At 71.7% G+C, this 23,336-nt stretch carries 16 protein-coding genes and 1 pseudogene; 15 read left to right on the forward strand and 2 right to left on the reverse strand.

The genetic code is table 11. The features are described from left to right. Positions 1–196: 196 nt before the first annotated feature. From CHB84_RS05065 to CHB84_RS05120, 12 genes are all read left to right on the forward strand, one after another. Positions 197–1,099: a DUF3152 domain-containing protein gene (locus CHB84_RS05065; RefSeq protein ID WP_089300293.1), complete on the forward strand. Its 903-nt coding sequence runs from the start codon at positions 197–199 to the stop codon at positions 1,097–1,099. A gap of 210 nt (positions 1,100–1,309) precedes the next feature. Further along, complete coding sequence (gene moeZ, locus CHB84_RS05070; RefSeq protein WP_089300294.1) at positions 1,310–2,482, forward strand: adenylyltransferase/sulfurtransferase MoeZ; 1,173 nt, start codon at positions 1,310–1,312, stop codon at positions 2,480–2,482. Positions 2,483–2,603: 121 nt separating this feature from the next. Beyond that, entirely contained in the window at positions 2,604–3,437 is an 834-nt protein-coding gene (locus CHB84_RS05075; RefSeq protein ID WP_089300295.1) for a TIGR02569 family protein, read from the forward strand. Between the two features lie 129 nt (positions 3,438–3,566). Beyond that, entirely contained in the window at positions 3,567–5,708 is a 2,142-nt protein-coding gene (locus CHB84_RS05080; protein ID WP_089300296.1) for a molybdopterin oxidoreductase family protein, read from the forward strand. After that, complete coding sequence (locus CHB84_RS05085; protein ID WP_089300297.1) at positions 5,705–7,177, forward strand: FAD-dependent oxidoreductase; 1,473 nt, start codon at positions 5,705–5,707, stop codon at positions 7,175–7,177. Before CHB84_RS05080 ends, CHB84_RS05085 begins: the two co-directional genes overlap by 4 nt. Before the next feature lie 12 nt (positions 7,178–7,189). After that, the gene (locus tag CHB84_RS05090; RefSeq protein ID WP_089300298.1) at positions 7,190–8,044 is read left to right on the forward strand and encodes a hypothetical protein; all 855 of its coding nucleotides are present in this window, start codon (positions 7,190–7,192) and stop codon (positions 8,042–8,044) included. A gap of 471 nt (positions 8,045–8,515) precedes the next feature. After that, the gene (locus tag CHB84_RS05095; protein ID WP_089300299.1) at positions 8,516–9,907 is read left to right on the forward strand and encodes an MFS transporter; all 1,392 of its coding nucleotides are present in this window, start codon (positions 8,516–8,518) and stop codon (positions 9,905–9,907) included. 130 nt (positions 9,908–10,037) lie between these two features. Further along, positions 10,038–12,560, forward strand: a complete 2,523-nt coding sequence (gene nirB, locus CHB84_RS05100; RefSeq protein ID WP_089300300.1) for a nitrite reductase large subunit NirB — start codon at positions 10,038–10,040, stop codon at positions 12,558–12,560. Further along, complete coding sequence (gene nirD / locus CHB84_RS05105; protein ID WP_089300352.1) at positions 12,557–12,922, forward strand: nitrite reductase small subunit NirD; 366 nt, start codon at positions 12,557–12,559, stop codon at positions 12,920–12,922. The genes nirB and nirD overlap by 4 nt, the downstream gene beginning before the upstream one ends. After that, the gene (locus CHB84_RS05110) at positions 12,919–14,115 is read left to right on the forward strand and encodes a uroporphyrinogen-III synthase (RefSeq protein WP_245818563.1); all 1,197 of its coding nucleotides are present in this window, start codon (positions 12,919–12,921) and stop codon (positions 14,113–14,115) included. The genes nirD and CHB84_RS05110 overlap by 4 nt, the downstream gene beginning before the upstream one ends. Before the next feature lie 4 nt (positions 14,116–14,119). Next, a complete protein-coding gene (locus CHB84_RS05115; protein WP_089300302.1) occupies positions 14,120–14,899 on the forward strand; it encodes a sirohydrochlorin chelatase in 780 nt (259 codons plus the stop codon). Between the two features lie 33 nt (positions 14,900–14,932). Continuing rightward, complete coding sequence (locus CHB84_RS05120; protein ID WP_089300303.1) at positions 14,933–15,769, forward strand: uroporphyrinogen-III synthase; 837 nt, start codon at positions 14,933–14,935, stop codon at positions 15,767–15,769. 33 nt (positions 15,770–15,802) lie between these two features. On the opposite strand, the gene CHB84_RS05125 is transcribed toward CHB84_RS05120, so the two are convergent. Then, positions 15,803–16,093, reverse strand: coding sequence for an MGMT family protein (locus CHB84_RS05125; RefSeq protein ID WP_089300304.1), 291 nt, complete (start codon positions 16,091–16,093; stop codon positions 15,803–15,805). 48 nt (positions 16,094–16,141) lie between these two features. Here CHB84_RS05125 and CHB84_RS05130 point away from each other — a divergent pair, with 48 nt between their 5' ends. Together CHB84_RS05130 and CHB84_RS05135 are read left to right on the forward strand one after the other, a co-directional pair. Continuing rightward, positions 16,142–19,345, forward strand: coding sequence for an ATP-dependent helicase (locus CHB84_RS05130; protein WP_089300305.1), 3,204 nt, complete (start codon positions 16,142–16,144; stop codon positions 19,343–19,345). Beyond that, the gene (locus CHB84_RS05135) at positions 19,342–22,596 is read left to right on the forward strand and encodes an ATP-dependent helicase (RefSeq protein ID WP_089300306.1); all 3,255 of its coding nucleotides are present in this window, start codon (positions 19,342–19,344) and stop codon (positions 22,594–22,596) included. The genes CHB84_RS05130 and CHB84_RS05135 overlap by 4 nt, the downstream gene beginning before the upstream one ends. Before the next feature lie 24 nt (positions 22,597–22,620). On the opposite strand, the gene CHB84_RS05140 is transcribed toward CHB84_RS05135, so the two are convergent. Beyond that, positions 22,621–23,007: a VOC family protein gene (locus tag CHB84_RS05140; protein WP_089300307.1), complete on the reverse strand. Its 387-nt coding sequence runs from the start codon at positions 23,005–23,007 to the stop codon at positions 22,621–22,623. Between the two features lie 134 nt (positions 23,008–23,141). Here CHB84_RS05140 and CHB84_RS22275 point away from each other — a divergent pair. Beyond that, positions 23,142–23,336 (forward strand): annotated as a pseudogene (locus tag CHB84_RS22275) (HNH endonuclease signature motif containing protein); the annotation flags it as partial.

Genomic DNA, 23,336 nt, shown 5'->3' on the forward strand with positions numbered 1-23,336 from the left:
CGCTGATCGCACCCGGCGTGGCACGGATGGTTCCACCGGCGCAGCGTCGTCGGCCACGTCGGCCGGTCCTGCACGGGCCGGTGAACCGCTCAGGGCGTCCTGGCGGCCGAGTGCCGCGGGCACCGGGTGGCAGACCGGCCAGCAGGGCGCCCGCAGTGGTTCACCGGGGGCCGGGAGACGGCCGAGGCGCGGCGGCGTGCGCGGCTCCGTGAGCCGGCTGCGCCGTTTCGGCTGGCGGCTCTACGCGTTACCCGCGCTGGCGGTGCTGACGTTGCTCGTCGCTGTCGACACGGCAACCGACGCCGGGTCGTCCGATGGCGAGCGGGTCGGCAACAGTTCCCAGGCGCAGGAACGACACGGCGAACATCCGCCCGCGGGCGAGCCGCCTGCGAGCGAGATCCCGATCGATCCCGCTGATGTGGATGTGCCCAGTGCCGAGCTACCGGACGGGGGCGACTTCACCGAGGAGGGCGAGCACACCTGGGAGGTCCTGGACGGTTCCGCCGAGCCGGTCGGCGAGGGTACCGAGCATTACGCTTACACGGTCGAGGTCGAGGACGGCATCGATCCCGCGAGCTACGGCGGTAACGATGCCTTCGCCGAGACGGTCGATGCGATCCTGTCCGACCCGCGTAGCTGGATCGGCAGCGGGGACGTGACGTTCGAGCGCGTCGACGGGCAGGACGCCGAGCCGGACTTCCGGGTCAGCCTCACCACGCCCAAGACAAGCAGGCACGCGGACGTGTGCGGCTATGTCATCGAGTACGAGGCCTCCTGCTACCGCAGGGACATCGACCGTGTCGTGATCAATCTCGCGCGATGGGTCCGGGGTGCTGTGGCGTTCGACTCCGATATCGGCATGTACCGGCAGTATCTGGTCAACCACGAGGTCGGCCACGCGCTCGGGCTGCCGCACGTGGGCTGCGCCGAGGACGGTGCGTTGGCGCCGGTGATGATGCAGCAGAGCTTCGGCGTCGACAACGACTACGTCGCCGAACTCAACGAGGGCATACCGGGGGAGGAGGGCACGGTGCCATCGGACGGAAAGACCTGCCGGCCGAACGCCTGGCCGAACCCGCAGGCCGACACCGACGACTGATCCCGCGTGCCTGCGGGCCGGACACCGGGTCCCTGCATCGCGGCTCCCAGTATCTGGGAGGGCCCGCCACGGGAAGATACTCCCGCCTACTGTTGTTATGGGTATCGACGGCGCGGTCGAACCACCGCGCACGCAGCGTGACCAACGACAAGTGCAAGCCGCTACGAAGCAGAGCCCGGCCACGGGGACGGGCACGTGTGGAGGATCCGAATGTCACTGCCGCCGCTTGTTGAGCCGGCCACCGAGCTCACCAAGGAAGAGGTGGCCCGCTACAGCCGCCACCTGATCATTCCGGATGTCGGGGTCGAGGGGCAGAAGCGGCTGAAGAACGCCAAGGTCCTGGTGATCGGCGCGGGCGGGCTCGGAAGCCCGGCGCTGTTGTACCTCGCGGCGGCGGGAGTCGGCACGCTCGGCGTGATCGACTTTGACGTCGTCGACGAGTCGAACCTGCAGCGTCAGATCATCCACGGGCAGTCGGATGTGGGCCGCCCGAAGTCGGAGTCGGCGAAAGCCTCGGTCGCCGAGGTGAACCCGTTCGTCGACGTCGTGCTGCACACCGAGCAGCTCACCAGCGACAACGCCTTGGACATCTTCCGGGGCTACGACCTGATCCTGGACGGCACCGACAACTTCGCCACCCGCTACCTGGTCAACGACGCCGCGGTCATCCTGGGCATGCCCTACGTCTGGGGATCCATCTTCCGGTTCGAGGGGCAGGTCAGCGTCTTCTGGGAAGATGCGCCGAACGGCAAGGGCCTGAACTACCGTGATCTCTACCCTGAGCCGCCGCCACCGGGAATGGTTCCGTCCTGCGCGGAAGGCGGCGTGCTCGGCGTGCTGTGCGCCTCGATCGGATCGATCATGGTCAACGAGGCCATCAAGCTGATCACCGGCATCGGCGAGCCGCTGCTCGGTAGGCTGATCAGCTACGACGCGCTGGAGATGCGCTACCGCGAGGTCAAGATCCGCAAGGACCCGGAGACCCCGACGATCACCGAGTTGATCGACTACGACACGTTCTGCGGTGTGGTCAGCGCGGATGCTTCGGACGCCGCAGCGGGGCACACGATCACGCCTGCCGAGCTGAAGGGGAAGTTCGACGCGGCGGAGGACTTCGAGCTGATCGATGTCCGGGAGCCGCACGAGTACGACATCGTCAACATCAAGGGCGCCAAGCTGATCCCGAAGGACCGGATCCTGTCCGGCGAGGCATTGGCCGAGCTGCCGCAGGGCAAGCCGATCGTGCTGCACTGCAAGACGGGCGGCCGTTCGGCCGAGGCGCTCGCGGCACTGCACAAGGCGGGTTTCTCCGACGCAACGCACCTCGGTGGCGGGGTCGTCGGGTGGGCCAACGAGATCGATCCGAGCCTGCCCACCTACTGACGTCCCGGCCGTGACCGCCCACCGGGAGGCCTTACCGCCCACGGGTGGGGTGGTCGCCCGGGCGGGCCGGGCGTGACGGAGGGTTGGTGAACGCGGGCACCACACCACTACAGTCCTGGGAGTGCGCGAGCAACCATCGCAGGACCGTGTCGAACCCTTCGCACGCCCGGCCCGGCACATCTGCTCGGCCTTCGGCGCCGATCCCGACTCGCTCGAGTTCGCCGGGGGCGACGGGACGTGGCGGAGCGGCTCGATCGTGCTCCGGTCGGTCGTCGACCAGCTCGAGTCGACCTGGGTGGCGCGTGCACTGAACTCGGTCGACATCCCCGGTGTGCGCATCGCCCGGCCGCTGCGGGCCACGGACGGGCGGCAGATCATCGGCGGCTGGGTCGCCTACCGCGATATCGCCGACGAGCCGGGTGAGGTCCGCAGGCCCCGGCTCGACGAGGTGGTTCTGACCTCGGTGAAGCTGCACCGTGCACTCACCGGTGTCCCCCGCCCGGAGTTCTTGCGGCGCCGCGCGGGCGTTTGGGCGCGAGCGGACCGGATGGCATGGGGCGAGGAGGAGGCCGAGCTGGCCGAGGGCGCGGGCGGCCGCTGGTTCGAGATCCTCGCGGCGTCCGCACGCCCCGTGACACTCCCGGACCAGCTGGTGCACGCCGACCTGTACCGGAGCCTGCGATGGGTGGACGGTGCGGGACCGGTCGTGCTGGATTTCCGCCCCTTCTACCGCCCCGCGGAGTGGGCGACCGCGCTGGTGGTCGTCGACGCCATAGCCGAGGGTGCAGCGGGTGTCGGCCTCGCCCAAGGGTGGTCCCACCTGCCCGAGTGGCCCCAGATGCTGCTGCGTGCGGTGCTGTTCCGGCTGGCGACGCACGCGCTCGATCCCGTGTCCGGGCAGTCCACGCTGGACGGCTTGCGTTCGGCGGCCGGTATCGTCAGCGAGCTGGTGTAGGGCGTGTCTGTCAACCCCGCGCACCGCGCGAGCGGCACACCGCGCGTGAGATGTTAAGTCGCCGAAACCTCGATGCGCCTGCCTGTAACACCCCGTGGCTACGGTCGGTCGGGAACGAGGGAGGCGCCCATGCAGACGGACCAACCCGCTGAGGTGCAGGCCGCGGCGCTCGGGAGTGCCCGAACGCACTGTCCCTACTGCGCGCTGCAGTGCGGGATGTCGGTGGAGGCCACGCAGGGCGCGGTCACGGTGGCCCCACGGGAGTTCCCGACCAACGGTGGCGGCCTGTGCCAGAAGGGCTGGACGTCCGCGGCGCTTCTGGACTCCCCCGCGCGCCTGACCACCCCGCTCGTGCGCGAGCGGGGGCAGCTTCACCCGGCAGGCTGGGACGAGGCCCTGGACACCGTCGCCGCACGGCTGGGCCGGATCGGTGCCGAGCACGGGGCGGACGCGGTCGGCGTGTTCGGTGGCGGAGGGTTGACCAACGAGAAGTGCTACGCGCTCGGCAAGTTCGCCCGCGTGGCGCTGGGTACCGCGAACATCGACTACAACGGGCGGTTCTGCATGTCCTCGGCTGCGGCCGCCGGCACGAGGGCGTTCGGCATGGACCGCGGTATGCCCTTCCCGGTGACCGACCTCGCGGACGCGGACGCGATCCTGCTCGCGGGGGCGAACCCGGTCGAGACCATGCCCCCGTTCGCCCAGCACCTCAGCGGAGCGAGCGGCTGCGAGGGGCTGGTCGTGGTCGACCCTCGCCGGACGCCGACCGCGGCGCGCGCGAACCTGCACCTGCAGCCTGCCCCCGGAACCGACCTCGCACTCGCGCTGGGGATCCTGCACGCGGCCGTCGCGGAGGGGCATCTCGACACCGAGTACGTGCGCACGCGCACCGACGAGTTCGACCCAGCCTGGCAGCAGGCCGCGTCCTGGTGGCCGGAACGGGTGGAGCGGATCACCGGGGTCGCGGCGGCCGACCAGCGCCGGGCGGCCGCGATGCTGTCCGGGGCCCGCAACGCCTACGTGCTCACCGCGCGGGGCACGGAGCAGCACGCGGACGGTACGGACACGGTCTCCGGCTGGATCAACCTCGCCCTGGCGCTCGGTCTGCCCGGCCGTGCCGGATCCGGCTACGGCTGCCTGACCGGTCAGGGTAACGGCCAGGGCGGGCGGGAGCACGGCCAGAAGTCGGACCAGCTGCCCGGCTACCGCAGGATCGACGATGCGGCGTCCCGCGAGCACGTGGCCCGCCAGTGGGGAATCGCGCCGGACGAGCTACCAGGAGCGGGCCCGTCGGCGTACGAGCTGCTCGACGCCCTCGGCACCGAGCACGGCGTGAAGGCCCTGCTTGTCTTCGGAAGCAACGTCGCCGTCTCCGCACCCGGGGCCGACCGTGTGACCAACCGCCTCGCCGAGCTGGACTTCCTCGCCGTAGCGGACATCGTGCTGTCCGAGACCGCTGCCATGGCCGATGTGGTGTTCCCTGTCACGCAGTGGGCAGAGGAGGACGGCACGATGACCAACCTGGAAGGCAGGGTGCTGCTGCGGCGCAAGGCCGTCGACCCGCCTGCAGGCGTGCGCAGTGACCTCGAGGTGCTCGGCGGGCTCGCCACGCGGCTCGGCCGGCCGCCCGAGGCCTTCCCCTGCGAGCCGCAACGCGTCTTCGACGAGCTTCGCCGCGTCTCGGCAGGAGGCGTCGCCGACTACTCGGGTATCACCTACGAACGCCTGCGCGACGGTGTTGCGCTGCACTGGCCGGTCCCGGACACGGACCATCCCGGCACCCCGCGACCGTTCCTGGACCGGTTCGCCCACCCGGACGGTCGCGCGCGGTTCGTGCCCGTGACCTACTCGGGGCCCGCCGAGGAAACCGACGAGGACTACCCACTGCTCGCGACCACAGGGCGACTGCTCGCGCACTACCAGTCGGGAGCGCAGACCAGGAACGTCGATGAGCTGATGGCCGTCGACGGCGAGATGTTCGTGGAGGTGCACCCGGACACGGCACGCCGTTTCGACCTGTCCGACGGCGAGGCCGCGACGGTGACCTCGCGACGGGGCACGGTCCACGCTGTGGTGCGCTGCGTGGCGTCGATGCGTATGGACACCGTGTTCCTGCCGTTCCATTTCCCCGACGACAACCGCGCGAACCTGGTAACCAGCACAGCGCTGGACCCGGTGAGCGGGATGCCCGAGTTCAAGGTCTGCGCGGTGCGCCTTGGCCGTCACCGCGGTACCGGCAGGCAGGCGAGCGCGAGGCAGGAGGTCGCATGAACGCCACAGCCCGACGGCCGCGCAAGGTCGTGATCGCCGGTTACGGGATGGCGGGGGCGCGCCTTGCCGAGAACATCCGCGCCCGTGACCCGCGTGGGGAGCGGCTGTCCGTCACGGTGGTCGGCGCCGAGCGGCATGCTGCCTATAACAGGGTGTTGCTGTCCTCGGTCGTGGCCGGGACCCTCCCGCGGGATGCGGTGACGTTGCATCCGGAGTCATGGGCCGCCGAGCACGACGTGACCCTGCGGGTCGGCGCGACCGTGCGCGGGATCGACACCGCGGCACGCACGGTGAGCGTGCATGACCCCGGCGGCGGGCCCACGGCACTGGACTACGACGCACTGGTGCTTGCCCAGGGCAGCTCGCCGTGGATCCCGCCGGTGGACGGGTTGGTCCACGAGGACGGCTCCCTCGCCCCGGGAGTCTGCGCGTTTCGCACCCTGGACGACTGCGAGGAGATCGCAGGCCGGGCGCGCGCCGGCACCCCGGTTGCGGTGCTCGGCGGAGGGCTGCTCGGCATCGAGGCCGCACGGGGACTGGCAGGCCGCGGGTGCAGGGTCACGGTGGTCCATCCGCACTCCCACGTGATGGAGCGGCAGCTCGACCGGGGAGCCGGGGACGTGCTCGCCGGGACGCTCGCCGGGTACGGTATCGAGTTCCGCACGGGCACGACCGCTGCCAGGTACGTGCCCGGGGACGGGGTCAAGCTCGATGACGGCGGTTACGTACCCGCGGATCTGGTGGTCGTCTCGGCCGGGGTGCGGCCGGAGACCGGGCTCGCCGCGAGCGCCGGCCTCGCGGTCGACAGGGGCATCCTCGTGGACGACTGTATGCGTACCAGCGATCCCCGGGTGCACGCCATCGGTGACTGTGCTCAGCACCCCGGCACACCTCCGGGGCTCGTACAGCCGGCATGGGACCAGGCCGGGGTGCTCGCGGACCTGCTCACAGGGGCCGACAGCGCGGGCCGCTACCGGGGGACGGCCGCCGTTACCCGGCTGAAGGCCAGCGGGGTGGACCTGGCCTCGTTCGGCGACGTCGGCTCCGAGCCGGACTCACCGGAGGCCGAGGTGGTGTGTCTGAACGACCCGGCGCGGGGCCGTTACGCCAAGCTCGTCCTGCGCGACGACCTGGTCACCGGTGGGGTGCTGCTCGGCGTCCCGGATGCGGCGGCGAACGTCGCGCACCACTACACGCACCGTACGCCTGCGCCTGCCGACCGCCTGGCGTTCCTGCTCGGCCGCGCGCTGCCCGAGGAGGCCGTGCGCGCACCCAGCCCGGCCAGCATGCCTGGCTCGGTCACGGTGTGCGAGTGCAACAACGTGCCCAAGTCCGGGCTGGTCGATGCGTGGCGCCGCGGCGCGCGCTCGGTCGCGGGTCTGGCCGAGGCGACGCGGGCGACCACGGGATGCGGCAGCTGCACCGGCCTGGTGCGCGGTATCGCGGACTGGCTGGAGTCCACCGAATGAGGGCTGGGGGCTATGTACGCGAGCGGGGCCGGGCGGCCCAGGTCCGTACGAGCAGCCCCCCCTGCCGCGGCAAGCGAACCGGCCGCGAACACCTCGACGCCGTTGACCTCGGAAGGCGCGGGATGCGGCAGTGCCGTCGCCGAGCCCGGGCGCGCCGAGCCCCCGGGGGCCGCGCCGCCGGACTCCTCCTGCCCGAGCAGCCCGAACTCCGGGACGTGGCTTTCGCTGTCGGGCGCGGAAACGTCCGCGACGAGCGCGTCGAACATCGCGTCGGAGCCGGTTTCCGGGCCGGTTTCCGAGCCCGGCGGGTCCGGGGCGGCGCCGGGTAACGGCGGCGACGGACGGGAGCCGGAGGATACGGCTCCGAACCGGCTGCCGTCCCCGTTCGCGGTCGCAGCGGGTGCTGGCCCGGCGGAGGGACTCGCCGACGGGGTCGCCGTGTCCGGCTCGGACCCCGCGGGCTTCGTGGACCCCGTGGGCTCGGTAGTCGTGCTGGGTTCGGTGGGCGTGGGTTCCGGCGAGTGGCTCGGCTCGGGTTCGCCGGCCTCACCGGTGTCCGTGGGCTCGGTGGTCTCGGTGGGCTCGGGATCGTCCGTCTCGCCGGGTTCCGTGGTCCTTGTGGGCTCGGGCTCGCCGGTTTCGGTCGGCTCGGGTTCCGTGGTCCCTGTGGTCTCGCTGGACTCGGGTTCGGTGGTGCCCGTGGGTTCGGTGGTGCCCGTGGGTTCGGTGGTGCCCGTGGGTTCGGTGGGCTCCGTGGCCCCGCCGGACGTGGGTTGCGCGGTCTCGCTGCCCTCCGGGTCCGGCTCGCTGTCGCCCGGGGTAGCCGGCGTGGAGGTCCCCGTGCGGGTCTCCGCCTGCGTCTCCTGATCGGCCCCCGCGGCGCCGATCGCGGCCACGGTGGTCCCGAGCCCCACCCCCAGCGCGAGTGCCAGCGCGGCCCCGTAGTTGAGCACCACCCGCTGCACGCGTCGTACGCGCATACCCGACCCCCACTGCGGTTGTGTCGCGCGGGCCCGCGCCGCGTGCGGGGCCCGTCCGTGTACGGCCCCATTGTGCCGACGCGGAACGTCCATGACAGCCGACCATGGTCGGGATCTGTGAACTCGCTCAGGCACGCCACAACAAACCGGCGGCGCGTTGTCGGTGAGCGCGAACTCGGGGCGTGCAGCGCCCGGTCGTCCGAACGCACTGCGGCGCGACTCCGCTGTGCGCAAGGTGTAGCACCGTCGCCATCGCGACAACGTCGCCGTGAAACAGCAGGCCCATAGCGTGACGTCGAGCTTGTGATCGGACGTGCCCGGCACCCGACTGCCGCGTCGGGGCACAGGAGGTGTGGAGATGACCACCGTCATCGAGCCAGCGGTCGAGCAGCGCGTGACCGGACGGAAGGGCCGGTGGATCGATCACTGGGAGCCCGAGGACCCGGCGTTCTGGCGACGTACCGGGCGGCGCGTCGCGAACAGGAACCTGGCGTTCTCGATCCTCGCGGAGAACATCGGGTTCAGTGTCTGGGTGCTGATGAGCATCGTGGTCGTCAACCTCGGCGCCGTCGGGTTCGACTTCGGCGTCGGCCAGACGTTCTGGCTGCTGATCGTGCCGAACCTGGTGGGTGCCGTACTGCGGCTGCCGTACACGTTCGCCATCCCGAGGTTCGGCGGGCGCGCGTTCACCACCGCCAGCGCACTCCTGCTGATGATCCCCTGCCTGATGCTGGCGTACGCGGTGACCAGCCCGGGTACGCCGTACTGGTTCTTCCTGCTCACCGCTGCCGCCATGGGCTTCGGCGGCGGCAACTTCTCCTCGTCGATGGCCAATATCTCGTTCTTCTTCCCGGAGCGGAAGAAGGGGATCGCCCTGGGGCTGAACGCGGCAGCAGGAAACCTCGGTGTCGCGGTCACGCAACTCGTCGTGCCGGTCGTGATCACCATGGGCACCGGGATCAACCTGGCCTACGCCGCGCTGATGTGGATGCCGCTGATCGTGGTGGCCGCGGCGTGCGCGTGGCTGTTCATGGACAGCATCAGCTCCGCGCGGCCGGACGGCGTCTCGTACCGGAACGCGATGAGCAACAAGCACACGTGGGTGATGTCGATCCTCTACATCGGAACCTTCGGCTCGTTCATCGGGTTCTCCTTCGCGTTCCCCACGTTGATCGGGCTGGCCTTCGGCGAGTTCACGTCCTTCGTCGGGCTCGCGTTCCTCGGTGCCCTGATCGGAGCGGTGACGCGGCCGCTCGGTGGCTGGCTCGCGGACAGGGCCGGTGGTGCTGCGGTGACCGTGGCCGTATTCGCGGGGCTGGGCGCCGCTTCGCTCAGCGTGCTGCTGAGCGTGGCCGTGGACAGCTTCGCACTGTTCTTCGGCTCGTTCATCGTGTTGTTCGTGCTGACCGGGCTCGGCAACGGCTCGACGTACCGGATGATCCCGCTGATCTTCTCCGCGGAAGCCCGGGCACGGGCGGCAGGCTCCGGGGAGGATCTCGACGTCGCCTTGCACGCCGCCAAGCGGCAGGGCGGTGCGGTGGTCGGCGTGGCGGGCGCCGTCGGAGCCTTCGGGGGCGTGCTCGTGAACCTGTCGTTCAACTACTCGCTCGACAAGGCAGGCACGCTCACGCCCGCCCTGCTCGTACTGGTCGGCTTCTACACCGTGTGCCTGGTTACGACGTGGTGGTTCTACCTGCGTACCCGGGTGGCCGTCGGGCGGTACCCGAGCCTGTCCTACGCCAGGGTGTGAGCAGTTCCGTCGAGGTCACGGCCCCGCGCGGGCATCGCGCGCGGATGGTAACCCGGACGAAACGTCGGGGAATCAGGCCGGACACGGCGGGCGGTGACGATGGAGGCAACGCGTTCGCGGAGGTGTATGGATGAGTCGCACGCTCGTGGTCGTCGGGAACGGAATGGTGGGGCACCGCCTGGTCGAGGCGGTCCGCGCCGCCGACGTCGCAGGGGACTGGCACATCGTGGTGCTGGCGGAGGAAGCACGCCCGGCATACGACCGGGTGGGTTTGTCGTCCTATGTAGACTCGTGGGACGCGGAGGCGCTGGCGCTGCCCGGGGCGGACCACGCCACCGATGAGCACGTCGAGCTGCAGTTGGGCGATGCGGCCTCGGCCGTCGACACCGGACGCAAGCTGGTAACCACGGCGAGCGGGACGGCGCAACCGTACGACGCCCTGGTGCTGGCCACCGGCTCGCGCCCGTTCGTCCCGCCGGTCCCCGGACACGACCTGCCTGGCTGTTTCGTGTACCGCACCATCGACGATCTCGACGCCATCCACGCCGCCGCGCGGCGTGCGCGGGACGGGCGCGGCAGGGCCTCCGGGATCGTGGTCGGCGGGGGCCTGCTCGGCCTCGAGGCCGCCAAGGCGTTGCGGGACATGGACCTGTCCCCGCACGTGGTCGAGATGGCGCCGCGGCTGATGCCGCTGCAGATCGACGACGGGGGTGGGGCGCTGCTCGCGAGGCTGGTCGCCGAGCTCGACGTCACGGTACACACGGCGACGTCGACTGCGGAGATCGTGCCGGAGGGGCACAGGTTGGTCGCGCGGCTGGGCAACGGTACCGATCTGGACGCCGACCTCGTGGTGTTCTCCGCAGGCATCCGGCCGAGGGACGACCTTGCCCGCTCCTGCGGGCTGGAGATCGCTGAGCGTGGCGGGGTGCTCGTCGACGAGCAGTGCCGGACCGGGATCGCCGATGTGTACGCCATCGGGGAGTGCGCGGCGGTGCAGGGGACGACCTACGGGCTCGTCGCTCCCGGCTACGCGATGGCCGAGGCGGTGGCCGCGCAGCTGACCTCGGGGCACCCGGCGACCTTCCCCGGAGCGGACACCTCGACCAAGCTGAAACTGCTCGGCGTCGACGTCGCCAGTTTCGGCGACGCGCACGCCCAGACGGAGGGAGCCCTCGAGGTCGTCGTCAACGATGCCGTCGCCGGCACGTACAAGAAGCTCGTGGTCTCCGATGACGGCACGACCCTCCTCGGCGGGGTTCTGGTCGGCGACACCGGCGAGTTCAACACGCTGCGCACGCTCGTCGGCCGGGCCCTTCCCGATGATCCGGCCGCGATCCTGTCCCCGGACGGGGCGGCAGCCGGCGGTGTCGGGGTCGACGCGCTGCCGGACGAGGCGCAGGTCTGCTCCTGCAATGCCGTGACCAAGGGAGCCATCACGTCCGCGGTGCACGAGGGAGGGTGCGAGTCGGTCGCCGGCCTCAAGGCGTGCACCGGCGCGGGAACCGGATGCGGCTCCTGCGTCCCCCTGCTCGGCAAGCTGCTCGACTCCTGCGGGGTCGAGCAGTCCACGGCTGTCTGCGAGCACTTCCCCCAGTCCAGGTCCGAGCTGTTCGAGATCGTCGCCGGAACGGGCATCGCCACGTTCAGCGAGCTCATCGCCCGGTACGGCAGCGGCAGCGGATGCGCGATCTGCAAACCGGCGGTGGCCTCGATCCTGGCCTCGCTCGGCACCGGCCACATCCTGGACGGCGAGCACGCCACGTTGCAGGACACCAACGACAGGCACCTGGCGAACATGCAGCGCAACGGTACGTACTCGGTCGTCCCACGGGTGCCTGGCGGGGAGATCACACCGGAGAAACTGATCGCGATCGGCGAGATCGCCAGGGAGTTCGACCTCTACACCAAGATCACCGGAGGGCAGCGCATCGACATGTTCGGTGCGACGGTCGATGAGCTGCCGCGGATCTGGCGCCGCCTTGTCGACGCGGGGTTCGAGTCGGGGCATGCCTACGGCAAGGCGCTGCGCACGGTGAAGTCCTGTGTCGGCTGGACGTGGTGCCGGTACGGCGTGCAGGACTCGGTCGGCATGGCTGTCGAGCTGGAGCTGCGGTACCGGGGGTTGCGCTCGCCGCACAAGCTCAAGGCAGCCGTGTCCGGCTGCGCTCGGGAGTGCGCCGAGGCACAGAGCAAGGACTTCGGCGTGATCGCGACGGAGCGTGGCTGGAACCTCTACGTCGGTGGCAACGGTGGGGCGCTGCCCAGGCACGCCGATCTCCTCGCTTCGGACGTCGACTCGGAAACCCTGATCAGGCTCATCGACCGGTTCGTGATGTTCTACATCCGCACAGCTGACCGGCTACAGCGGACAGCACGGTGGCTCGAGGAGATGGACGGGGGTCTCGAACACCTGCGGTCGGTGATCGTCGACGACAGCCTCGGTATCTGTGCCGAGCTGGAGGCTGCCATGCACGAGCACGTGGCCAACTATGTCGACGAATGGAACGCCGTGCTCTCCGATCCGGACAAGCTGGCCCGGTTCACATCGTTCGTCAACGCCCCGGAGGCGCCCGACCCGACGATCTCCTTCCGCACCGAGCGTGCGCAGAAGGTCCCTGTGCTGCTGGGAACCCCGGAGGTGAGCAGGTCATGAACTGCGGTGTCGAGCAGACCGGCGACCCTACGGCCTGGACCCGCGTGTGCGCCGTCGATGCCATCCCGGAAGCAGGCGGAGTCGCAGCGCTGCTGCCCGGCGGTGCGCAGGCGGCCGTGTTCCGCGACCCTTCGGGTACGGTGTACGCGCTGTCCAATATAGACCCGTTCAGCGGGGCTGCCGTGCTCGCGCGCGGGATCGTCGGTGACACCGACGAGGTGCCGTTCGTCGCGTCGCCGTTGCACAAGGAACGGTTCGACCTGCGAACGGGGGAATGCCTCGACGACGCGTCGGTGCGGGTGAGCAGCTTCGACGTGCTGCTCGACGACGGCGTCGTGTTCGTACGGGAGCTCGGGCCGTGACAGTCGCGTGTTCCGGACCCGAGCTCCCGCCGTTGACCGGCTACACCGTCGGCGTCACCGCGGCACGGCGGGCGGAGGAGCTCGGTGCCCTGTTCGTGCGGCAGGGGGCCGCGGTCCGCTACGCGCCGTCCATCCGGATCATGCCCGTCACCGACGACACCGAGTTGCGGGACACCACGCGAGGCCTGGTCGGGAAACCCGCCGACACGGTCATCGTGACCAGCGGATTAGGGTTCCGGGGGTGGTTGGAGGCCGCGGAGGCGTGGGGCGGGTGTGACGCGCTGCTCGACATGCTCCGTGGCGCCGAGCTGTACGCGCGTGGCCCGGCGGCCGCCGGCGCGGTCCGCGCAGCGGGTCTCGACGCGGGCCACACCCCCGCGTCGGCGAGTACGGCGGGGCTGCTCGAGGAGCTGATCGGATCGGGCGTGGCCGGGCGGCGCATCGTGGTCCAGCAACACGGTGAACCGCTGCCGCATGTCGTCAACGCGTTGCGCGCGGCGGGGGCCGAGGTGGTCGACGTCGCGGTGTACCGCTGGGTGCGTCCACCGGACCCGGAGCCGCTCGACCGGCTCATCGGCGACACGGTGGACGGGCTGATCGACGCCTTGCCGTTCACCAGCGCGCCCGCCGCGGCGAGCATGCTGGCCAGAGCGGAACGTACCGGGCGGTACGGGTCGTTTGTCGATGCGCTGCGGCATGACGTGCTGGTCGCCGCGGTCGGACCGGCCGCGGCCGGGCCTCTCGTCTCGGCCGGTGTACCCGTGCTGCGGCCGTCCCGCTCACGGATGGGGGCGCTGGCGTACACGCTGTCGTGCGAGCTGACCGGGCGGGCACCGACGTTCCTGGTGTCCGGGCACACCCTGCAGGTTCGTGGCCAGGCCGTGGTGGTGGACGGAAGGCTGCGTGAGCTCGCCCCTGCGCCGATGGCGGTTCTCCGTGCGCTGGCAGGCACCCCCGGCGTGGTCGTGTCCCGCAGGGACCTGCTGGCGAGCCTGCCCAACGGCGGGGAAGAGCACGCGGTCGAGACGGCGGTCGGCAGGCTCAGGACGGCGCTGGGGGACCCGCGCATTGTGCAGACCGTCGTCAAGAGGGGTTACCGCCTGGCGATCCCGGAATCCGAGGTCACCGCTCCGGCACGGGTACCGGGCTCGCGGGAGGCAGGCCCTGCGGGCGAGGCCGTGCCCGGGTGGTGAGGGCATGCTGGTACTCGCCGCGCACGGCACGCGCGCCCCGGAGGGCGAGCGCGTGATCGAGCAGCTCGCCTCCCGTGTCCGGCAGGTGTTGCGCGACACCGCTGTACGGGTCGCCTACGCCGATGTGCGCGCCCCGAGCGTCACCGATGTGCTCGCCGAGGAGGCAGCACCCGCTGTGGTCGTTCCCGCGTTCCTGGGCAGCGGTTACCACGTCCGTGCAGACATCCCGGACCAGGTCGCGGCGAGCGGTCACGACCGTGTGGCGCTGGCTCCGGCGTTCGGCCCGGCACCCGAGCTGATCGGAGTGCTGCTCGACCGCCTCCGCGCCGCCGGGTACACGCGGCGGGACAGCGTGGTCCTCGCCGCGGCGGGTTCGACCGACCCGCGTGCGTTGACGGGGGTCCACGACGCTGCCTGCGCGCTCGCCGCGCGGATCGGCGCGCCGGTACGCATCGGGTACGCGGCGACCGCGGGCCCGAGCGTCGACGGCGTCGTCGGTGAGCTGCGCGCCGCCACGGCGGGCAGGGTCGCCGTGGCGTCCTGGCTCCTGGCCCCCGGGCTGTTCCAGCGCACACTCACGGCCTGTGGCGCCGATGCCGTCGCCGAGCCGCTGTGCCGGTTCGCGGCAGGCCGCGCAGACGTGCCCATCGGCGTTGTCGACCTGGTCGTCCGGCGGTACCTGCAGGCGTGGCGTGGTTGGCCGCACGGCGCGGAGCGGCCCGCCGTGCTCGCGGGGTCCCCAGCTGCGGGCTGCGATGATGGGAAGCATGACCGTACCCAGTGAGACGCAGTGGCCCGCGACGAGCGGGGGTGTGCCATGACCGGGCGAGGTGGTGCCGCGGGGGACGAGCCGCTGCGGGGCCGCACCGTGGGGATCACCGCCGAGCGGCGGGCCGAGGAGTTCCGTACGGCACTGGAGCGGCAGGGCGCGACCGTACGGCACGCCCCGACGATCCGCATCGTTCCGCTGTCCACGGACGAGCGGCTGCGCTCGGCGACCACCGCGCTGCTCGACCGGCCTGCCGACCTGGTCGTGGTCACGACGGGGCAGGGCTTGAAGGGATGGATATCGGCAGCGACCGACTGGGAGCTCGGTGACCGGCTGCGCTCCGAGCTGGGAGCGGCACGTCTGGTGGTGCGTGGCCCGAAGGCCAAGGGCGCCGTGCGGGCGGAGGGACTCGCCGAGGAGTGGTCCTCGCCCGAGGAGACCAACGCCGACGTGCTGCGCTACCTCCTGGACCGCGGGGTGGCGGGACTCCGGGTGGCCGTGCAGCTGCACGGCGCGCCGCTACCGGATTTCGTCGACGCGCTGGAGTCCGCGGGCGCCGACGTCGTGGAGCTGCAGCCGTACCGCTGGCTGCACCCGCAGGACGTCGACGCGGTGTGCCGACTGGCGGAAGCGACCATCGCCGGGGAGATCGACGCGCTCGCCTTCACCAGCGCGCCCGCGGCGGCGAACCTGCTCACGCTGGTGCGCGAGCACGGCCGGTACGAGGCGTTCATCGACGCGCTACGCCGTACGGTGCTGTGCGCGTGCGTGGGACCGGTCACCGCAGCGCCGCTCGTCGAGCACGGCGTCCCCGTCGTGCAGCCGCAGCGCCAGCGGTTGGGTGCGCTCGTGAAGCTGCTCGCCGCGGAGCTGCCCCAGCGCTAGGCGTGCGCCGGGCACACAGGTGCCGCGTGGCGTTCATCGGGGATCCCACCGGTACCGGCCCAGCTCGACCCGGCCGTCGCGTGCCGGTACCCCCTCGTCGGCCAGCCGAGCCAGCTGTTCACCGCCCAGGTGGTCCGCGGGCTTTCCGGTGGCCCGTAGTACGCGGTGCCACGGCAGGTCACCGCCGTCCTCCCGCAGGACACGCCCGACCAGCCGCGGTGTGGGCGCCCCGGCGAGCGCGGCGATGTCACCGTAGGTCGCGACCCGGCCTTCCGGGATGGCGGCCACCACATCGCGTACCCGCTCGTGCAGAGCCTCGTCCATGGACCCACCGTATCGGGCGCGTCGGTGGCGGATGGTTCGATCACAGGTATGACCTCGACGCAGCGACCGGCTCTGGTGCGCGGGAGCAGGCACGGGTCCGCGCACGAGTGGGGCGAGCAGGCCCGCAGGGTCCTGGACGGCGGGGACGGCTTCGTGCGCGTGCTCGGCGGGCCGGGCACCGGCAAGACCGCGCTGCTGGCGGAGGCCGCCGCGCGGCGCATCCTGCACGGGCAGGATCCGGAGCAGGTGCTGGTGCTCACCGCCTCGCGGCACGCGGCTGACTCCCTGCGGGACGCGATCACGCGGCTGGTCACAGCGCGTGAGAACACCGGTGGCGTTCCCAGGACCGTGCGCGAACCTCTCGTGCGTACGGTGCACTCCTACGCCTTCGGCGTGCTGCGCGCGCAGGCGAGCCTGGAGGGTACGCAGCAGCCGCGCCTGCTGTCCGGGCCCGAGCAGGACGCGATGATCCGCGAGCTGCTCGCGGGTGACCTCGAGTCCGGCGCGGACTACTGGCCTGCGAACCTCCGGCAGGCACTCGGTGTGCCCGCGTTCGCCGAGGAGCTACGCGACCTGCTGCTTCGCGCCGCGGAACGGGGGCTCGGGCCAGGGGACATGGTCAAGCTCGGCAAGCGCGAGCGCAGGCCCGAGTGGGTGGCAGCAGGCCGGTTCTGGTCGCAGTACGAGCAGGTGACCGTGCTGCAAGGGGCCGGGGGCAGTGCCATGGCGGCACCGGCAGCGCCCGCGCTGGACGCCGCCGAGCTGGTCTCCTCCGCGGTGTACGCGCTCATCGACGAGGAGGACCTGCTCGCGCGGGAACGCGGCCGTGTCCGGTTCCTGCTCGTCGACGATGCCCAGCATCTCGACCCGCTGCAGTGGAAGCTGCTGCGCCTGGTCGGTGACACCGCAACGGAGTTCGTGCTCGCGGGTGATCCCGACCAGGCGGTGTACTCGTTTCGCGGCGCCGATCCGGACCTGCTTTCCGGCGCCGATCCGGACGGCTCGCGCACCGTCGTACTCGAGGACGACCACCGGCTGGGCGGGCCGGTCCGGGAGTGCGTGGCCCGGGTCGCCGAGTCGCTGCCCGGGGCCGCCGCGCACCGGCCAGGACGCCGCGGGAAGCGGCAGGAGCAGGGCAGGCAGCCCGATGGCGATCCGGCTTCCGTCGCGGTGCGGGTGTTCGCCACGGAGGCCGCTGAGGCGAGCTGGGTCGCCGACCAGCTGCGCCGGGCACACCTGGTGGATGGCGTGGCCTGGTCCGATATGGCTGTACTCGCGCGCTCGGCGAGCCGTGTGTTCCCTGTGCTGCTGCGCGCGTTCCGTGCCGCGGGGGTGCCGGTGTCCGCGGCGGCCTCCGGCGAGCCGCTCGCGCGCAACCAGGCAGTGCGCCCGTTGCTGACCGCGTTGCGCGCTGCTGCCGATCCATCCTTTGTGGATGCCGATACCGCAGAGGAGCTGCTGGCCTCACCGCTCGGCGGTGCGGATCCCCTCGCGCTACGCAGGCTCCGGCGCGGGTTGCGCAGGCTGGAGGTGGCCTCGGGGGGACAGCGCTCGAGCGACGACCTGCTCACCGAGGCGTTGCGGTCGGGCGACCCGTTGACCGGGCTCGCCGATTCCGAGGCCGGGGCGCTGCGCCGGGTGAGCGCGGTGCTGTCCGCCGGCCGTGCCGCCATCGACGGGGGAGCGGGGGTGGAGCACGTGCTGTGGGAGCTGTGGCGGGAGAGCGGCCTCCAGCAGCGCTGGGCCGCACAGTCGGAGCGGGGCGGCACGCTCGGCAGGCAGGCCGATGCCGACCTGGACGCCGTGGTCGCCCTGTTCCACGCCGCAGGTCAATATGTCGACAGGCTGCCGCATGCCGGTGTGACCGGGTTCGCCGACTACCTGCTGTCCCAGCAGATCGCGGGAGACAGCCTCGCCCCTGCTGCCGCCAAGTCCGAGGGGGTCGAGCTGCGGACGGCACATTCCGCCGCGGGTCGCGAGTGGACTGTCGTGGCGATTCCGGGGCTCCAGGAGGGGAGCTGGCCGGACCTGCGGCTGCGTGGCTCGTTGCTGGGTGTGGAGCGGATGGTGGACCTGCTCTCCGGGATCGGGTCGAAGGGCGTCTCGGCCGTCGCGCCCGTACTGGCAGAGGAACGGAGGTTGCTCTACGTCGCGGTGAGCAGGGCGCGTGAGCGGCTGCTGGCCAGCGCGGTCACCGGGGAGGACGAGCAGCCGTCCCGCTTCCTGGATGAGCTCGAGCCGCTCGCGGGTGAGGACGCCGGCCCGGCACGCAAGCCGGAGCGCGCGCCCCGCCCGCTTGTGATGTCCAGGCTCGTGGGTGACCTGCGTGCCGCGGTCTGCGACCCGGGCACCGACGAGCGCCGCCGCGCCCGCGCCGCCAGTCAGCTTGCCAGGCTGGCCAGGGCGGGTGTCGGTGGGGCGCACCCGGACTCGTGGTACGGCCTCGCGGGCGTGTCGACCGAGGCGCCGCTGCGCGCGGATGGCGGGCCCATATCGGTCTCACCATCTACTGTGGATCTCCTGATCCGCTGCCCGCTCCGCTGGGTCCTGGAACGGCACGGCGGTACGGACCCCGCGGAACTGCCTGCCGTTGCCGGGACGATCGTGCACGGGCTTGCGCACGCGGCGGCGACCGGCGCGACCGCCGACGAGCTCAACGAGGCGTTGGCAGCGGCGTGGTCCCGCGTCGACGCAGGTGCGCCGTGGTTCTCCCGTAAGGAGCACGAGCGGATCGCCAGGATGGTGGACAGTTTCACCGAATGGCTTCGGGTAACCCGCGACGAGCTGACCCAGGAGGCTGTGGAGGCGGATGTGCGGGTGGAGCTTCCCGGCGAGGAGGGCGTTCCTGAGGTGATCCTGCGCGGCAGGATGGACCGTCTGGAGCGGGACGCGCGGGGCCGGCCGGTGATCGTGGACATCAAGACCGCGAAGACGCCGATCAGTGTCGCCGACGCGCAGGAGCATCCACAGCTGGCCAGCTACCAGCTGGCGATCTCGCTGACCGACTCCGCCGAGCCGGGTGGGGCTCGCCTGGTGTACCCCGCCAAGAGCCACAACAAGACCGGTGCGAGCCAGCGCGCGCAGGAACCGCTCGACGAGAACGGGCGCGCGCGCTGGCTGGACGTGGTCCGTTCGGCCGCGGTGGCCAGTGTCGGCCCGGAGTTCGTCGCCCGGGAGAACCCGGACTGCCCGCGCTGCCCGGTCCGTGCGTGCTGCCCGCTCCGGCCGGAAGGAAGACAGGTGACCTCGTGACCGCCAGCCCGCAGGACGTTACCGACGCGCTGGGGCTGCCCGCGCCGACCGGTGAGCAGGCCGAGGTGATCGCCGCGCCCGCAGAGCCGGGCCTCGTGGTGGCCGGCGCCGGTGCAGGCAAGACCGAGACCATGGCCGCCAGGGTGGTGTGGCTGGTTGCCAACGGCGCGGTCGCCCCGGAGCGGGTGCTCGGGTTGACCTTCACGCGCAAGGCAGCTCGCCAGCTGGCCGAGCGGGTTCGGGCGCGGCTGCGCAGGCTCGTCGGTTCGGGCCTGCTGGACCGGCTGGACCCGACGGGAGAGCGTGCCGCGCGGGTGCTGGCAGGCGAGCCGACAGTGCTGACGTATCACGCCTACGCGGGGCGGTTGCTGTCCGAGCACGGCCTGCGCATCCCCGTGCAGCCGGGGGCACGGCTGCTGTCCGAGACCGCGTCCTGGCAGCTGGCCCACCGGGTGGTCGCGACGTGGGACGGCGATATCGACACCGATGCCGTGCCGGGCACGATCACCGCCCGGCTGCTCGGGCTGGCAGGTGAGCTGGGCGAGCACCTCGTGGACCCAGCCGAGCTGGTCTCCTACTCGGAACGGGTGATCAACGCGATCGAGCAGGCCCCGCGGGCGAAGGGGCAGCGCGCGGACCTGCCCGTCGAGCTCACCACGATCTGCGAGCGCCAGCGCTTCCGGCTGCAGCTGCTGCCGCTGGTCGCCGAGTACGAGCGACGCAAGCGCGCGGAGGGCGCGCTGGACTTCGCCGACCAGATGGCGCTGGCCGCGCGGCTGGCGCGGGACCACCCCGAGGTCGCCGAGATCGAACGGGAGCGGTACGGGGCCGTGCTGCTTGACGAGTACCAGGACACCGGTCACGCGCAGCGGGTCCTGCTGCGGGAGCTGTTCGGGCGGGGCACCAGGACGCCGCTTCCGGTTACCGCGGTCGGCGACCCGCTGCAAGCGATCTACGGGTGGCGCGGTGCCAGCGCGGCCAACCTCGCCCGGTTCACCACCGACTTCCCGGCCACACGCGGCACCTCCGTGGGGCCCGCAGCGGAGTACGGCCTGCTGACCAGTTTCCGTAACCCGCCCGAGGTGCTGAGCCTCGCGAACGCCCTGTCCGGGCCGCTGCGCGGGCAGGGTGCCGTCGCCGAGCTGCGTGCGCGCCCCGGGGCAGCCTCCGCCGACGTGGGGTGTGCGCTGCTCGACGATGTGGAGTCCGAACGGGCCTGGGTGGCAGGGGAAGTCGCAAGACGCTGGTTCGAGGCGTGCGCGGGCGGGGACTCGCCCACCGCCGCAGTGCTCGTACGCAGGCGGGCGGACATGGCACCGATCGCGGAGGCACTGCGTGCCCGCGGGCTGCCTGTGGAGGTCGTCGGCCTCGGCGGTCTGCTCGACGAGCCCGAGATCGCCGACCTCGTCGCGGTACTGCGGGTGCTGGCCGAACCGCTCTCCGGGAGCGCGGCCGCGCGGCTGCTCACGGGTGCGCGGATGCGCCTCGGCGCGGCCGACATCGCCGCGCTCTCCCGCAGGGCGAGCGAGCTCTCCGCCGACTCGCCCGGCACCGCCGAGCCGGGGGCCGATCCCGACACGCTGGTGTCCGAACGGGCCGAGTCGGCCGGCCTGATCGACGCTGTGGACGACCCGGGCGGGGCGGAGCGGTACTCGCCGGAGGGCTACCGCAGGATCCGGACACTGGGTGCCGATCTGGCCGCCCTGCGCGGCAGGCTCGACCAGCCGCTGGCGGAGCTGGTCGCCGATGTGGAGCGGACGTTGCGCCTGGATGTCGAGGCCGGCAGCCGGGCCGACGGTGCGGGGCACGCGCACCTGGACGCGTTCGCCAGGGTCGTCACCGAGTTCGCCGAGCACGCGACCGCTCCGACGTTGCTGTCGTTCGTGGACTACCTCGCCACAGCCGAGCACGCCGAGAACGGTCTCGAACCCGGCGAGGTCACGGTGGCCGAGGACAGGGTGCAGGTGCTCACGGTGCACGCCGCGAAGGGCCTGGAGTGGCGGATCGTCGCGGTACCGCACCTGGTCGACGGCGTGTTTCCCGGCAAGCGCCGGTCGGGCTCGTGGCTGAGGACCCCGACCGAGCTGCCTGCCGGGCTCCGGGGCGATGCCGCCGACCTGCCGAAACTCGAGCTGTCCGGATGCGCTGATCGCAAGGAGGTCATCGAGGCGCTGCGATGCCATGAGGAGGAGTTCGGCGAGCGGCACGCTGAGGAGGAGCGCAGGCTGTGCTACGTGGCATTCACCCGTGCCGAGCACTCGCTTCTGGTCTCCGGGTACTGGTGGAACGAGACCGGGTCGACGCCGCGCGGACCGTCGACGTTCCTCACCGAGATCGCCGAGCGGATCCGGGAGGCCGCCGACGGGGATGAGCCGCTCGGCTCGATCGAGGTATGGGCGGAGCAGCCGCAGGAGGGCGCGGCGAACCTGTTCGTGGAGTCGGCGCGCGAGAGCGAGTGGCCCGCGGACCCGCTCGGTGAGCGACGGCCAGCGGTGGAGGAGGGCGCGGCGCTGGTGCGTGCCCGGATCGACGCGGAGGCGGACCCGGAGGGCGCCGACGACGGGGACACCGAGGACCCCGAAGGCTGGGCAGCTGATACCGACGTGCTCCTCGCCGAGCGGGAGCGGGCCCGCTCGGCGACCACCGAGGTGCGGCTGCCCGGTCAGCTGTCGGTAAGCCAGCTCGTCGAGCTGGCCGACGACCCCGGTGCGCTCGCCGCTCGGCTGCGCAGGCCGCTACCGAGCCCGCCGAACACCGTCGCGCGCCGGGGAACCACGTTTCACGCGTGGCTGGAACGCCGCTTCGCCGGTGGCAGGCTGTTCGACTTCGACGATCTGCCGGGTGCGGCGGACACCGGCGCGGTGGAGGAAGCGGGCCAGGAAGCCCTGCGGCAGGCGTTCGAGGCGAGCGAGTGGGCGGTGCGCACCCCGCACGACGTCGAGGTCCCGTTCGCCTGCGACGTCGACGGGGTGACCGTGCGCGGCCGGATGGACGCGGTCTTCGCCGACCCGGACGGCGGCTGGACCGTGGTGGACTGGAAGACGGGGGCCGTCCCGAGCGAGGAGGCGATGCCTGCGCTGGCCGTGCAGCTGGCCGCGTATCGCGTGGCGTGGGCGGCACTGGCGGAGGCGCCGCTGGAGCGGGTGCGTGCGGCGTTCCATTACGTACGGTCCAATCGCACCCTGCGCCCGGCCGACCTGCTCGACGCGGACGGCCTGCGCGAGCTGCTGCGTTCGGTCCCGCAGGGGTGAACCGGCGTGGTGCGCGGCCCCAGGTCAGGGGCGGGTGTCGGCAAGGACGCAGAACTCGTTGCCCTCCGGGTCGGCGAGGACGACCCAGCTCTCATCGCCTTGGCCGACGTCGGTGTGCCGAGCACCGAGGTCGAGCAGGCGGCGGACCTCCTCGGCCTGCTCCCTGTCGGTCGGGTTGACGTCGATGTGGAGCCGGTTCTTGGCGGTCTTGTCCTCGGGCACGTGCGCGAATGTCAACGCCGGTGGCACCGGGCCGATGTGGTTCCTGCCTTCGGGCACCTGAGGGGAGCCGATGGTGACGATTCCGTCCTCATCGTCGTGCACCTCGTAGTCAAGGACCGAGCACCAGAACCGGGCCAGACCGTGGGGATCGGCACAGTCGCTCGCGAGCTCGGTGAACTTACTGGCCATATCAGGACCTCCCAGCCGGCTAGCGTGTCCGCCACAAGTCACACGCTAGTCGCGGGGTTCGACGGCGAGGCCGTTGCCGTCGCCGATGGGTGCACGGTAGACATACTCGAACATGTGTTCTATTATGGGTGGTGATGGTTGTTTCTGGGGATGTCGCTCTTCCTGCTGCCGGTACCGAGTGGTGGCGGGCGTCGCGGGAGGAGTTGGTGGAGTCGCTGCAGTCCTTGGAGGTGCTGCAGCGGCAGGCGGCGGCGATTCAGGGGGAGATTCTGGCGGAGGTGGCCTCGCGGGGGGTGATGGCCGAGTTCGGGCACGGCACGTTGGCGGTG

The organism is Haloechinothrix alba (assembly GCF_900188115.1).
GTDB lineage: Bacteria > Actinomycetota > Actinomycetes > Mycobacteriales > Pseudonocardiaceae > Haloechinothrix > Haloechinothrix alba.